Genomic DNA, 13,251 nt, shown 5'->3' with positions numbered 1-13,251 from the left:
AGGTGAATGATGCGAACCTAAGTAAGGGTAGCCTAGCCTGCTCAGAATTAGAAAAGCTTTGTATTGCGTAATTAATGATGTGACGCAGCAAATCGCGCCAGGTCATTGCCGACAGGGGTGAACGGTGGTTCACTCTTAAGGGGTAAACGCGCGTTCACCGCACGATCCCCGCCCCAAGTCCACACCTGAAAGCACCTGATGCCGCGTTCCAACGCCCTGAACAACACCCGGGGCCCGTCCCCGTCCGCCATCACCGCCGTACTTGCCCTCAGCGGCACGGTGGTGGCACTGATGCAAACCCTGGTGGTGCCGCTCCTCCCGGATTTCCCCCTGATCCTGGGCATCACCGCCGACGACGCCTCCTGGCTGGTGACCGCCACGCTGCTCGCCAGCGCCGTGGCCACGCCCATCGTGACCCGCAGCGCGGATATGTACGGCAAGCGCAAGATGATGGTGGTTTGCCTGGCGATCATGGTGGCTGGTTCGGTGGTTGCCGCGGTTGGCGGATCCTTCCTGTGGCTGGTCATCGGCAGGACGCTCCAAGGGTTCGCTTCGGCCCTGATTCCGGTGGGCATCAGCATCATGCGCGACGAGCTGCCCAGGGAGAAGATGGGCTCCGCCGTTGCCTTGATGAGCGCCACACTGGGAATCGGCAGCGCGATGGGCCTGCCGCTCGCCGGAGTGCTGTACGAGAGCCTGGGGTGGGCCTCGATCTTCTGGGTGTCCGCTGCGGCCGGAACGCTGCTGCTTGTTGCCGTGGCGCTGGTGGTCCCGGAATCCAAGGTCCGCACTGCCGGGCGCTTCGATTACGCGGGAGCGCTGGTGCTCTCCGCAGCCCTGGCTGCCCTGCTGCTGGCGATCTCCAAGGGCGGCGCCTGGGGCTGGGGCTCGGAACCGGTGCTGCTGCTGTTCCTTACCGCCGCAATACTGCTGGCCGCCTGGGTCCCGTACGAGCTGAAAGTCAGCCAGCCGATGGTTGACCTGCGCACATCGGGCCGCAGGCCGGTGCTGATGACCAACGTGGCCTCGCTGCTCATCGGCTTCGCCATGTTCGCCAACATGCTCCTCACTACCCAGCAGCTCCAGCTGCCGACGGCCACGGGCTACGGTTTTGGGCTGAACGTCATCACCGCAGGGCTGTGCATGGTCCCGTCCGGGCTCGCGATGGTGATTTTCGCGCCTGTTTCCGGACGTATCATCCGCGTCTTCGGCGGCAAGTCCGCGCTGATCGCCGGCGCCGTCGTGATGATTGTGGGCTACGTGAGCCGGGTCTTCTTCTACGACTCCATCGCATGGGTCATCATCGGTTCAACCGTGGTCAGCGTGGGCACTGCCATCGCCTACGCCGCCATGCCCACACTGATCATGGGCGTGGTGCCGATCACCGAGACGGCCTCGGCCAACGGGCTGAACAGCCTGGTCCGGTCCATTGGCACGTCGACGTCGAGCGCCGCGGTTGCCGCGGTCCTCACCTCGGTCAGCATGACGGTGGGGGCCGCGAGGCTTCCGTCCTTCGATGCTTTCAAGGACGTGTTCTGGCTGGCCGCGCTGGCAGCGGCAGCATCGGTGGTGGCCACGGTCGTCATCCCGAAGGCCACGGCGGCCCACCGCCCATCCGCAGCTGGCACCGCTGCATCCGTCAACACCGCCGAAATCGTGGTGCAGGGACGCGTCCTTGCGCCGGACCACCGCCCTGTCACCCCCGCCGTCGTGACCGTACTTCAGACCGCCGGCGAGCCGGTGGACTGGAGCCGGGTGGATACGGAAGGCAACTATTCGGTGGCCCTCCCCGGCGCGGGGAAGTACCTCATCGTGACCAATGCGGCAGGCTGGGCGCCCACGGCCGACGTTTTCGACTTCGACGGACGTACCCTGCACCAGGACTTCCTGCTGCGGGACCGGCTGGAGATCGGCGGACTGGTCACGGCCGGCAGCGCGGCTGTGGCCGGCGCGGTGGTGACGCTCCTTGAGGCAAGCGGCGGCTACGTGGACACCACCGTCTCGGACGACGACGGCGCGTACGCGTTTCCGCTGCCCGCCGCCGGCCGCTACGTTGTGACCATGGTTAATCCGGCGACACACCAGGCCACGGCACGGAAACTCGCGGTGGACAACCGTTCCGTCACTGTTGACCTCGCCGCGCCGCGCGTGGAGGAAAAGTCCACGGAGCCGGTGAGCGCATGAGCAGCCCCAGCCACGACGCGATCTTCAGCGCCGCCGCCCGCCTTTTCGGGGAACGCGGCTACCGCGCCGTCACAGTGCGGGACATTGCCGCGGACGCGGGCGTTTCGGCGGCCCTGGTGATGAAACTCTTCGTCTCCAAGGAAAAGCTCTATGCTGCCGTGCAGCCGGATGAGTCGCTGCTCGCCGAACTGGAGGTCCCGACGTCGGAACTGGGCAGGGCGCTCGTGTTCCGTGTGTTGATGCGCCGGGAACGCGGAATGCAGGAGCCGTGGGCCATCATCCCGTTCGCCGTGCTGGACGCCCCCGACCTCGAGGCAGCCCGGACGGATGTCCGCGAAAGGTACCTCGCCGCCATCGCGAGCCTGATCGGGGACACAACACCGGAGCGCCGGTTCGCCTCCACCGTGGTGGCCCTGATGACCGGATTCGGCGAGTCCGTCCGCACCCTGGGCCTCTTCGACGGGTGGGACTTTGACGAGCTGGTGGGACACTACGGCGCAATCGTCCAGGCCCAGATCGACGCCTGCACGGCTGCCCTCAACCAGTAGCAACGCGGGGTCACATATGACCCCTCCCTGCGGGAATTTTGGACGTTATGTGACCCCGCGTTGGGGTATCGGAGACTGGTCAGCGGAGCACGATGTCCACGGGGTTCGCCTCGGACCGCCACTGGCCTTCCGCGCCGGGCCTGGGCCGGATGACCGGGGCGGTGAGCACTCCGGAGCGGTTGGTGCGCTTGTCCCGCAGGATCTCCGTCACGGAGCCCAGGTGCCGGGACAGGTCGATCACGTTCTCCGGAGCGGCCAGCAGCAGCTGGAATCCGAACTCGTGCAGCGCCTTGATCCCGGCGCCGGCAAACTCCTCCGAGGCCAGCACAAACGCCTCATCCATCATCACGGTGCCGTAAGTGGTGAACCCCTGCTCGGCGATGCCGAGCTGGTAGCTCAGCGCCGCGGCCATGATGAACGCCGTGAAGCGCTGCCGCTCGCCGCCGGACATGGAGCCGGTGTCTGCGTGCATGTACACGTCGGTCCGCTTGCCGTTTTCCCGGTGCTCCTTGCACTGGATGAACAGGTGCCCGCGGACATCCAGGACTTCGGCGCGCCAGCGCCGGTCTTCCGGGGTGGGCGAGCCGAGCCGCTTTACGAGCGTTTCGAGGGTCTTGTACCGGGCGGTGAGCTCGGCGTCGGCTTCAGCGTTTTCCGGGCCGGAACCCGCGCGGGCGGGCCGCGTGTGCCGGGCCTTCAGCGCGTTCTGGATGGCGTCCTTGAACTGCTTGGCCGTGGCTGGCAGGGGCTGCTTGATGTCCAGTTCCAGGAAGCTGCCCTCGTGGAAGTTGACCTGGGACAGGATGCCGTTGAGCGGCAGGATGCGGCTGGTGATGGACCGCCGCTCCTCGTCCAGCAGGTGCAGCAGCGTGCTGAATGATTCATGCGTGCGCTGGTTGAAGAACTGCCGGAATTCGGACTCCTGGGCGGGCAGTCCGTCGCTGATGATGGCGTGGTACCGGCCTTCGAACTCCCCTGCCGCACCGATGGAGGTACCGTGGTCCGCCGAGATCGCGGAGCCCCACTCGCGCACAAAGCCCTCGAAGATCCGGGTCAGCCGCTCGGAGGTTGCCTGCCCGCGCGTCTCGGCCGCGTGCAGCTCCGCGAGCAGCGCCGTCCGGACGCAGTTGGCCAGGTTATCCAGCTCATGCATTTCGCTGACGTCGCCGAAGTCGGTGAAGTACGGTTCCAGCGCTGTCACTGTGGCGTCCGACGGCGGCGCTTGCTCCAGGCGGGCACGTGCGGCTTCCAGCAGCGAATCAGCTGCGCTCATTTGCCGGTCCAGTGCCTTGTATTCGCTTTGCAGGACTGCTGCTGCTTCGGTGCTGGCCTGGTGTTTCTGCCGCGCGGTCTCGATGTTGGCCCGCAGCGGTTCCAGGTCGGCCTGGGCCGCGAGGGCATCCTTGAGCCGCTGTTCAATCCTGCCGAGTTCATCGGCGGCGACGGCAGCTGAGACCTGTTCCCAGGGCCGGTGGTCCTCCGCGATCCGGCGGAGGGCATCGAGCTGCCGGCTCATGCCCTGGTGCGACTCTTCCCGGCTCTGGGCCAGTTCGGCGGCCTTGGCGAGTTCCTGCTGCAGGTCCTCCACCTGGGCGGCCACAACTTCCAGCTTGGCGGCGTTGTCGAACCCGAGGACGTAGTCCTGGCGGCTGGTGAAGCGGTCGTCCTTCTCCACCGTGTGCCGGTTGCGTTTGACCACACCTCCCAGGCTCAGGCCCTTGTCCAGGGTGGCCAGCTCGTTGGGGTCCTCGACGCACGGGTAGGCGAAATCGAGGGCGATCCGCTCCCGGATCCATTCCCCGGCGTCCGCCACCGCGCCGCTGGCGAGGATGTCCAGCTTGGTGAGCAGGTCGCCGTCGCGCGCGTCCTCCGCGGCGAGGGCGCCGCCCGCGAGTGGCTTGGATACGTCGACCGCCCGCAGGGCGCCACGCACTTTGTTGTCGTTCAGGTAGCGGGTCACCGCGGCGAAATGTTCGCCGGGGACCAGCAACGTCGTGGCGAGGTTCCGGAGGGCACGCTCCGCGGCCGGCCGCCAGCGTTCCTCCCCCTCGGCGAGGTCCATCAGCTCGCCGCCGAACGGCATCCGGTCCTCGGGAACGCCGGTGGCCGCGGCGATGGCCGCACGGTTTTCAATGCTCGACGGCGGCAGCAGGGACTTGCGTGTCTTCAGGGACAGCAGCTCCTGCTGGGCTGCCGCCAGCTCACGCTTTTTGGTGGCGTGGCCGTCGAAGGCTTCGAAGCGGAGCTCCTGCAGGGCCTGCGAGTCGTCCTTGAGCTCGGCCGACCTGGCGGCAGCCTGCTCGTGGGCCTGTTCCCAACCGTCAGCGGTCCACTCAAGCTGCAGGCCGGCGTCGGACAGGGCCTTGCGGGCCGCTTCCTCCACCTGCTCGCGGAGCCGCAGACCCACCGTGGCGTTGTCCAGCGACTGTTCGATCGCGGAGATCGCGTTGCCGCCCTGGTTGTTGTAATCGGTCTCCAGCTGGCGCAGATCCTTGGCCAGCCCGTCGCGGACGGAGCGTTCCGCGCCCAGCTCCTTGGCTTTCGCCTGGGCCAGCTCCTTGAACCGCGCCAGTGTTTTCTGGTGCACCGTGACGGCGAGCTGCTGCTTGTAGGCTTCGAACTCCTCGCCGGACAGCTCACGGAGCCGGTTTGCGTTCAGGAGCGACTGCGCGTACTCCTTGTTCAGGCCGGGCACTGGGGCCAGCTGGTCCCTTTGCTGCCGCACGTCCTCCAGCCGCTGCCGGATGGACATGAGGTTGCTGAATTCCTCCACCACGTCATCGGCCGCGGCGAGGGTAGCGGGGGCGTCCAGGACCTGGTCGCGGAAGAAGGTATTGACGCTGCCGCCCAGGCCCTTGCCTGCCTGGATCACGCGCAGCAGGGGCAGAGCCTGGTCCGAACTGATGCCGAGGAGCCGGCGGAAACGCTCCGCGAAGGCCTTGTGGACATCGAAGATCTGGGCATCCGCGAAGATCGTCTCCAGCGCAGCCTTGGTGAAGCGCTTGTCCGCGATGTCCTCGATGGCCGGCAGGTCCAGCGGCTTGCTGTCGATCACGTAGAAACGCCCAACGCTGGACTCCGTGCCGTTTTTGGGCAGGTCGAACAGTGCGGACACCGTGATGCGGGTGCCCGCGGCGTTATCGAACGTCAGCGCGACGGCGGACCAGGTGGCACCGGGGCGCTGGAACGCGCTGGCCGAGCCCTCGCCCACCGCCTTGTCGCCCACTTTGCCGCGCATGTAGGTGAAGGTGGTCCTCTTGTCCTCCACGGCACCGCCGGCACGCTGGGCCGCGGCCTCGTTGGAACGCGGCCGGGCATCGAATACCCGCAGCATGGCGTCAAACAGCGTGGACTTGCCCACGCCCGAGTTGCCCGTCAGCAGGGTTCCGTTCCTGTCCACGTGCATCGTGTGCGCCCCGTGGAACGTGCCCCAGTTGACCACCTGCACCAGGGCAAGGCGCATCTGGCCCGGGTTCGTGAGCTCGCCCATCGGCAGCATGGTTGCGATGCTCACTTGGATTCCTCCGTTGTTGTGGCTGGGGACGCCGACGACGATGCCGCCCCCGCCCCTTCGCCGGACGGCCCTGCTGCAAGCAGCAGGCCGTCCGGCTCCGACAGGCCCGATGCCACTCCCGGGGCGGCATCGCCGCCGTCGTCGTTTGGTACGTCACCGCGGGCGTCGTCGTCCTCCGCACCAGAGTCGCCGTCGAGTTCTATCAGGGGTTCTGTTCCTGTGGGGTCTGCGGTGGCTGCTACCAGGGCTTCGATTTGGGCGGGGATATCGCCGATGTTTTCGAAGGGGAGTGCCAGCGGTAGGGCGTTGGAGATGGTGTAGACGTCGTCGAGGCCGGTGGTGAGGAGCAGCTGGCGGGCCAGGAGCTTGGTGATGGCCCGGGCGACCACGTCCGAGTCCCTCAGCGCGTCCTGCTGGCCGGCGGGCTGGTAGTGGGCCACAAGGTCGGCGAGTTCCTCGCGGGTGATAGTGGCATCGGTTTGGGCCGTGACGTGGCGGTCCAGCAGCAGGCGCAGGCGCAGCAGCACGATGGTTTCCACCCGGCTCAGCGCACGCTGTTGGCGCAGGATGCTCGACCGGCTGCTGCCGCCGATGGCCTCAGGATCCACCGGGCGCAGGACAGCGATCTTGCGTTCGTGGTCCAGCTGCAGTGTCAGGAACAGTTCGGACAGGCGGCTGCGCAGGATGATCTGGTTGTCCAGCAGCGTGGTCCACAGCTTCTCGTCGCGGCCGCCGTCAATGTAAGGGCCCTTGAGCAGCTTGACCAGCGCCTGGCGCACCTTCATCGAGAGGACGCCGGTGTCGCCGGGAAACAGCGCCGCGCCGTCCACAAACGTGTCCCGGGGCGCAACGGCGAAGGGCCGGGTTTCGACAGGCTCAACCACCGGAACTGTGGGCTCGACCGCCGGCGCGGCCTCCTGAACGGGGGGTGCCGCCGTCGTCATTTCTTCAGTCATCGTCAGTCCTTCTTGAGGGTGACCACCGGCAGGTACGCCGTGCGGGTGGTGCCGTCGATCTGTTCGTAGTCCAGGCCGTCCCAGCCGTCGCGGTCAAAGGCCGCGCCTTCCTGGAGGGCGTGTGAGAGGAGTGCGCGGATGGAGTTGATGTGCTGTTCCTCCGGCGGCAGCTGGCCCCAGGCTTCGGCCAGGGTGGACGCGCCGGCCACGGCGGCCCGGATGGCGTCGGGACGTGCTTTGCCCGTCCTCGGCGAGCGCACCCGGTCTGAGTCGCTGAAGGCGATGGGGTCGGCCAGCTTGGGCGGAACGGCGAACTCGTCCGGGTCGTAGAGCTTGACCATGGCCAGCGATTCGAACCCGGCGTTGAACAGCACCGGACCGCGGACCAGCCCCGGCCGTTCGCGTTCATACGGCAGGGATCTGATAGCCTGCTCGGCCTCGCGCAGGACCTTCCGGAGGCGGACCGACTGGCGGAAGTCGTCGCTCTGGACGTAGGTGTTGAGGCTTTCGCTGAGCTTGCCGTAAATCCGCTGGATCTGGCTGTGCTGGTGGCGGAGCTCGGCCACCAGGTTCTTGAGCGTCTCGCGATCCTCCGGCGAAAGGTCGTCGGCGAACTGCCGGCTGAGGACTTCGCCGATGGCCGACCGGAACCGGAGCTGCTGCTGCGGGTCTTCCAGGAACGCGGTGAAGGAGCGGAAGGTCCTGCCCTCGGGGCTCTGCCGCAGCCGCTTGTCCGCGGCGAGCACCTGCGCCATGGTGGCGCCTTTGCTCAACGACTCCTCGATGATCTGGTTGCGCAGCTCGCCCACCAGTTCCTCGATGCGGTCGCGCATCTTTTTGTAGTCGGCGGGCAGGCTGGCGGCGAGGTCCAGGATGTTCCCGGCGGCTTCCACCGCTTCGTCGTCGTCCAGCAGGCCGTCAAAGTCGCCGGAACTGATGTCCTGGATCAGCTGCTGCCGTTCCCCGATCTCGTCCTCAAGGGACTCCAGCCGGGCACTCTGGTCCGGGTTGGTCTCATTGGCCAGCTTCTCCACGTCGCCCAGGAGCGTGCCCAGCCGGGAACCGTTCAGCGTGGACCGCTCGCTGGAAAGGCTGTCCAGGAAGGCAAGCACGCGGGCGGCCGGCTCCGTCACCTCGTAAACGATCTGCCCCGACTGGTTGCGGCGGGTCAGGAAATGCTTGCGCGTCCACTCGTCCGCATAATTCCTGCCTGACGACGTGCCGATGACGGCACCACCCGGCACGGGCTCCTGGCGCCGGAGCTGCTCAAGGAAGGAGTCGACGTCGGTGTGGAACTCCTCGAGCGGAAGCTGCGGACGGGTGCGGGTGAAGGATGCCTGCAGCACCGCGATCACCCAGGGCGCCGAGCGCGTCAGGGCCCAGGCGGGTCCCTTGGTGAGGAGTTCGAGGTCCCGGAGCCGGGCACTGATCGCGTCAGCGGATGACCTGGCGGAGCGGGGCACGCGCTCTCCTTCAGCTGCTGGGGGATGGTTGGGCAGCGCGGATCGCGAAAAACTGCCAACTACAAGGTTAACGCAGGCCCCGCGCCCGGATAGTCGTTGTACCTTGCTGGCCGCGGGAGCACACTATTTAGATCACCTGAGAGGAGTTTGTCATGCGTGAAAAAGCTGTACTGACCACCGGCCTGGCGGCTGTGGCAGTCATTCTGGGTGGCGCGACAGTGGCGGTCGCCGCGAGCACCGGAACCAGCGGAGATCAGCCCTTGAGCAAGATCGGGGTCAACGTCGACCGGTCAGCGCCGGTGTCCACCGTCCCGGGGCCCGAGCGGGACGACGATTCCAATCTGGCACCACTGAACACTGCGGACCATGACCAGGCCGCAAACGCCGCATTGGCCAGGGTGGGCCAGGGCAGCGTCACCGAGGTGGAACGGGAAAATGACGGGAACGTCGCGTACGAGGTTGAAGTCAGGCTGGACAACGGTTCCCAGGTTGAAGTGGGGCTGGGCGCCGACTTCGCGGTCCTGAACCAGGCCGCCCCGGAGTTCGATGACGACTAATGGCAAGCGCGGACAGTGACTTCCGCGACCGCTCCGTGACCTACGTCCCGGTAGCATTGCGATCCCGTATCAACCCGCCGTGACGGCGGGCCAGGTCTGGCTGGGACGCCCAAGCACCCCTACGCTCATGCTACTGATCTCAACCGAAGCAACGGCGCAGCAGGGGGAACAATGCAGTTCGACTTAAGTGCAGTGGAGACGGCCACCATGGTTTTCATCGGAACCCTGGTGTTTGCCCTGGTCCTGGTGGCCTTCGTCCTGACAGCGGGCTTCCTGGCCCTGGTCATGGTTGGGGTAGGCAAGTTCGCCTGGTTCCTCGCCTCCACCACGCTGCTGACGGTGGTCCATGGGATCAACCACGGCTGGGACAGGCTGGTCCACCACGCCTCCACCGGATCCCCGGGGGACTTCCAGGGCCAGCCATCCCCTAGCACTGGAAGCTACCCGCGGGTAATGTTGGGAGACAGCTGAAGGGTTCTCCCACCCGGCGGATCCATGGCTTGAACCGGCCATCCCGGTCAGAGGAGATACCCCATGAGCTTCGCCACTGACAGTCCCGCCACGAACCCACCTGCCACCGAAGTTCCTGCCACGGATGCCCCGGACGCCGAAGTCCCCGTCGCCGCAGCCAATATCGGGCCCGAAGCCACCGCGGCGGACGCCCGGGCACTTGCTGAAGCCTCCCGCGAGCTCGGCTGGGACCGGCCCAGCTTCGCCAAGGGACTCTACCTGGGGAATTTCGACCTCAGCCTCATCCACCCCTGGCCGAAGGCGAAAGCCGATGACGTGGAACGCGGTGAGGCCTTCATGGAGCGCCTCACCGCGTACGCCCGCACCATGTCCGGGCGCGTGATCGAACGCGAGGCCCGGATCCCGGACGAGTACCTCCGGGGCCTGGCGGGCCTGGGCGTCTTTGGCATGAAAATCCCGCAGGAGTACGGCGGGCTCGGCTTGTCCCTGGTCTACTACGGCCGGGCCCTGGCGCTGCTCGGCAGCGTCCACCCGAGCATCGGCGCCCTGATCTCCGCCCACCAGTCGATCGGCGTCCCCGAGCCCGTGAAGGTCTTTGGCACGCCGGACCAGAAACGCGAGTACCTGCCGCGCTGCGCCGCCGGGGCCATCACGGCCTTCCTCCTGACGGAACCGGACGTGGGCAGCGATCCCGCCCGGATGGGCAGCACCGCCGTTCCCACGGACGACGGCGGGAGTTACGTCCTGGACGGCGTGAAACTTTGGACCACCAACGGTGTGATCGCCGAGCTGGTGGTGATGATGGCCGTGGTGCCGGCCCGCACCGATGCGGACGGCACCGGACATCAGGGCGGCATCAGCGCCTTTGTGGTGGAAATGGACTCCCCCGGCATCACCGTGGAGAACCGCAACACGTTTATGGGGCTGCGTGGGATCGAAAACGGCGTCACCCGCTTCCACCAGGTGGTGGTGCCTGCGGCAAACAGGCTGGGCCGCGAGGGTCAGGGCCTGAAGATCGCACTCACCACGCTGAACACGGGCCGGCTTTCCCTGCCGGCGTTGTGCGTCGCGTCCGGCCGCTGGAGCCTGAAGATCGCCCGGGAGTGGTCCAACGCCCGCACCCAGTGGGGCCAGCCAGTGGGCAAGCACGAGGCCGTGGGCAAGAAGATCGCCTTTATCGCCGCGTCCGCCTTCGCCCTGGACGCCGTCTTCGAACTGTCCGCGGAACTCGCCGACGCCGGGCAGAAGGACGTGCGGATCGAGGCTGCCCTGGCCAAGCTGTGGTCCTCCGAGATCAGCTATCGGATCGCCGACGAACTGGTGCAGATCCGCGGCGGCCGTGGCTTCGAGACGGCGGAGTCCTTGGAAGCCCGGGGAGAACGCGCGGTTCCGGCCGAGCAGCAGCTGCGCGACCTCCGGATCAACCGGATCTTCGAGGGCTCCTCGGAGATCATGAAACTCCTCATAGCCCGGGAAGCCGTGGACGCCCACCTGGCCGCTGCGGGCGACCTTGCGTCTGTGGACGCGAGCCTCCAGGACAAGGCGAGGGCCGCCGTCGGGGCTTCAGGTTTTTATGCCCGCTGGCTGCCCAAACTGGTGGCCGGTGCCGGAATGGACCCACGGTCCTACAGCGACTTCGGCAGGCTGGCCAAGCAGCTGCGCTTTGTGGAACGGTCCTCGCGCCGGCTGGCCCGCCAGACGTTCTACGGCATGGGGCGCTGGCAGGCGAAGCTGGAGTACAAGCAGGCGTTCCTGGGCCGGGTGGTGGACATCGGCGCCGAGCTGTTCGCCATGGCCGCCTGCTGTTCCCGGGCAGAGATGATCCTTCGCACCACGCCCGAACGTGCAGCCAGTGCCTACGAACTGGCAGAGGCCTATTGCGAGCAGGCCCGCGTCCGGATTGACGAGTACTTTGACCAGCTGTGGCGGAACACCGACGACGGCGACCATATCCTCTCGCGCAAGGTCCTGACCGGGGATTACACCTGGCTTGAGGCGGGCGTACTGGATCAGTCGGAGGGCACCGGCCCGTGGATCGCCGATGCCACACCGGGGGCGTCCACCAAGGGGAACCTGCACCGGAAGTACCGCTAGCAACTCATAAGCATCCTTGTTATCGCTGGTCACCAGTGGTTGAGTTGACCCATGAGCAACCAAACGGACCCAGAGGACAAACTTCCGCCCACGACGCGGAACAAGAATCTACGGAATGAAACTGCTCGTGATCAATCGTTCGCCAGTGGCGAGCCCACGCGCGCCTTCGACCAGACCCCGGCGCCCTCTGCCGAGAAGGACTATGCCGAGCAGGGCTACACCCCGGCAACCCAAGCACCGGTGACCGACGCTGCGGTGCTGGATCCACGCCTGACGGATCCCCGCCTGACCGACCGGCAGACGGCCGCAGCCAGGGAGAAGGAACAATTCGGCGGCATAAAAGTTGGCTCGGCCTTTTTCGGCTGGCTCGCAGCCACCGGCATGGCCGTGCTGCTCACAGCCTTTGTGGCCGCGGCCGGAACCGCGGTGGGCCTGGCGAACAACACCGACGTAAACGACGCCGTTAACCAGGTGACGACGAACGGCGCTGTCGGGCTGGCGGGCATCATCGTCCTGCTGGTGATCCTGTTCGTCTCCTACTACTCGGGCGGCTACGTTGCCGGCCGGATGGCACGGTTCAACGGCGCCCGGCAGGGTTTTATGGTGTGGATCTGGGCGCTGATCGCCGCGGTGGTGATTGCTCTGCTGGGCATCATCGCCGGCCAGCAGTTCAACGTCCTGGCCAACCTGAACAGCTTCCCCCGGATCCCCATCAACGAAGGCGAACTGACGCTCACCAGCATCATTGCCGCCGTTGTGGTGGCCCTGGTCGCGCTGGTGGGTGCCGTCCTAGGCGGCCTGGCGGGCATGCACTTCCACCGCAAGGTGGACCGCGCCGGCTTCACCCCCGACGAAACGTACAGCGGGGCCTAGGCGAGCATCACGGCGTCCACGTAGTACCAACGGCGGTTCTCGCGGACAAAACGGCTGGTCTCGTGGTGGACTCCGCGTTCGCCGTGATGCCGGAAGTGGGCCTTGAACTCCACGGTCCCCTCAGTATCCAGCGGGCCGCCGCGGCTCGTTGACAGGATGTCCAGGCGGCGCCACTCCATGGCCGGGTCCAGCTCCAGATCCGACGGCGCGGTGTCCGGATACCAGGTTTTCCGGAGGTATTCGGCGTTCCGCAGGACAAACGCACTGTAGCGGGAGCGCATCAGCTGCTCCGCCGTGGCTGCTTCAGCCCCGCCATTATGGAACCGTCCGCAACAGGCCTCGTACGCCTCGCCGGACAGGCAAACGCACGGGCCGGCGTGGATCGGGTTCTCGTTCATGGTGCTCCTGTCGCGGTTGTCCGGACCGCTTTCCGGCGGCCTCGTGGATCCCTTCCGACTATAGGCCGCAGCCGGTGCTGTCATATCCGGTAACAGCTTCGAAACAACCTCGGAGGAACCCCGCCCGGGAGCGGCAGGACCGAAAAATAGTCCGTAAGGTGGAGGAGGGCTGTTGCCCGTGGTGATGAGTGCC

Annotated in this window: 10 protein-coding genes; 6 read left to right on the top strand and 4 right to left on the bottom strand. The window is 66.7% G+C overall.

Annotated features, from left to right (window positions below):
- Window positions 1–198 precede the first annotated feature (198 nt).
- Both NFC73_RS10210 and NFC73_RS10205 read left to right on the top strand, forming a co-directional pair.
- Window positions 199–2,184, top strand: coding sequence for an MFS transporter (locus tag NFC73_RS10210; RefSeq protein ID WP_254749841.1), 1,986 nt, complete (start codon window positions 199–201; stop codon window positions 2,182–2,184).
- On the top strand, window positions 2,181–2,732 hold the full coding sequence (locus NFC73_RS10205; RefSeq protein WP_254749839.1) for a TetR/AcrR family transcriptional regulator: 552 nt from the start codon (window positions 2,181–2,183) through the stop codon (window positions 2,730–2,732). Before NFC73_RS10210 ends, NFC73_RS10205 begins: the two co-directional genes overlap by 4 nt.
- Before the next feature lie 79 nt (window positions 2,733–2,811).
- Here the strand turns inward: NFC73_RS10205 and NFC73_RS10200 are convergent, their stop codons facing one another.
- The 3 genes from NFC73_RS10200 to NFC73_RS10190 are packed head-to-tail and all read right to left on the bottom strand — an operon-like array spanning window position 2,812 to window position 8,665.
- On the bottom strand, window positions 2,812–6,246 hold the full coding sequence (locus NFC73_RS10200; protein ID WP_254749837.1) for an ATP-binding protein: 3,435 nt from the start codon (window positions 6,244–6,246) through the stop codon (window positions 2,812–2,814).
- The gene (locus NFC73_RS10195) at window positions 6,243–7,202 is read right to left on the bottom strand and encodes a DUF4194 domain-containing protein (protein ID WP_372494625.1); all 960 of its coding nucleotides are present in this window, start codon (window positions 7,200–7,202) and stop codon (window positions 6,243–6,245) included. The genes NFC73_RS10200 and NFC73_RS10195 overlap by 4 nt, the downstream gene beginning before the upstream one ends.
- Before the next feature lie 2 nt (window positions 7,203–7,204).
- Window positions 7,205–8,665 carry a DUF3375 family protein gene (locus NFC73_RS10190; RefSeq protein ID WP_254749835.1) on the bottom strand — a complete coding sequence of 487 codons (1,461 nt, stop codon included), beginning with the start codon at window positions 8,663–8,665 and terminating at the stop codon, window positions 7,205–7,207.
- 152 nt (window positions 8,666–8,817) lie between these two features.
- Here NFC73_RS10190 and NFC73_RS10185 point away from each other — a divergent pair, with 152 nt between their 5' ends.
- From NFC73_RS10185 to NFC73_RS10170, 4 genes are all read left to right on the top strand, one after another.
- Window positions 8,818–9,222, top strand: a complete 405-nt coding sequence (locus tag NFC73_RS10185) for a PepSY domain-containing protein (protein ID WP_254749833.1) — start codon at window positions 8,818–8,820, stop codon at window positions 9,220–9,222.
- Window positions 9,223–9,393: 171 nt separating this feature from the next.
- Window positions 9,394–9,693: a hypothetical protein gene (locus NFC73_RS10180; RefSeq protein WP_254749831.1), complete on the top strand. Its 300-nt coding sequence runs from the start codon at window positions 9,394–9,396 to the stop codon at window positions 9,691–9,693.
- Window positions 9,694–9,756: 63 nt separating this feature from the next.
- Window positions 9,757–11,787: an acyl-CoA dehydrogenase family protein gene (locus NFC73_RS10175; protein ID WP_254749829.1), complete on the top strand. Its 2,031-nt coding sequence runs from the start codon at window positions 9,757–9,759 to the stop codon at window positions 11,785–11,787.
- A 51-nt stretch (window positions 11,788–11,838) separates the two neighbouring features.
- On the top strand, window positions 11,839–12,660 hold the full coding sequence (locus NFC73_RS10170) for a hypothetical protein (protein ID WP_254749827.1): 822 nt from the start codon (window positions 11,839–11,841) through the stop codon (window positions 12,658–12,660).
- Here the strand turns inward: NFC73_RS10170 and NFC73_RS10165 are convergent.
- On the bottom strand, window positions 12,657–13,058 hold the full coding sequence (locus tag NFC73_RS10165; RefSeq protein WP_254749825.1) for a YchJ family protein: 402 nt from the start codon (window positions 13,056–13,058) through the stop codon (window positions 12,657–12,659). The two genes, NFC73_RS10170 and NFC73_RS10165, sit on opposite strands and share 4 nt — an antisense overlap.
- Window positions 13,059–13,251 lie beyond the last annotated feature (193 nt).

This window comes from Pseudarthrobacter humi, assembly GCF_024294965.1.
Taxonomy (GTDB): Bacteria; Actinomycetota; Actinomycetes; order Actinomycetales; family Micrococcaceae; genus Arthrobacter; species Arthrobacter humi.
The sequence above is the reverse complement of the archived record's forward strand: the minus strand, read 5'-3'. Positions and strand labels throughout refer to the sequence as shown.

Excerpts from the sequence above, each read along its gene's own strand:
- NFC73_RS10210 (WP_254749841.1), top strand. The coding sequence starts at position 199 with ATGCCGCGTTCCAACGCCCTGAACAACACCCGGGGCCCGTCCCCGTCC.
- NFC73_RS10205 (WP_254749839.1), top strand. The coding sequence starts at position 2,181 with ATGAGCAGCCCCAGCCACGACGCGATCTTCAGCGCCGCCGCCCGCCTT.
- NFC73_RS10195 (WP_372494625.1), bottom strand. The coding sequence starts at position 7,202 with ATGACTGAAGAAATGACGACGGCGGCACCCCCCGTTCAGGAGGCCGCG.
- NFC73_RS10185 (WP_254749833.1), top strand. The coding sequence starts at position 8,818 with ATGCGTGAAAAAGCTGTACTGACCACCGGCCTGGCGGCTGTGGCAGTC.
- NFC73_RS10180 (WP_254749831.1), top strand. The coding sequence starts at position 9,394 with ATGCAGTTCGACTTAAGTGCAGTGGAGACGGCCACCATGGTTTTCATC.
- NFC73_RS10175 (WP_254749829.1), top strand. The coding sequence starts at position 9,757 with ATGAGCTTCGCCACTGACAGTCCCGCCACGAACCCACCTGCCACCGAA.
- NFC73_RS10170 (WP_254749827.1), top strand. The coding sequence starts at position 11,839 with ATGAGCAACCAAACGGACCCAGAGGACAAACTTCCGCCCACGACGCGG.
- NFC73_RS10165 (WP_254749825.1), bottom strand. The coding sequence starts at position 13,058 with ATGAACGAGAACCCGATCCACGCCGGCCCGTGCGTTTGCCTGTCCGGC.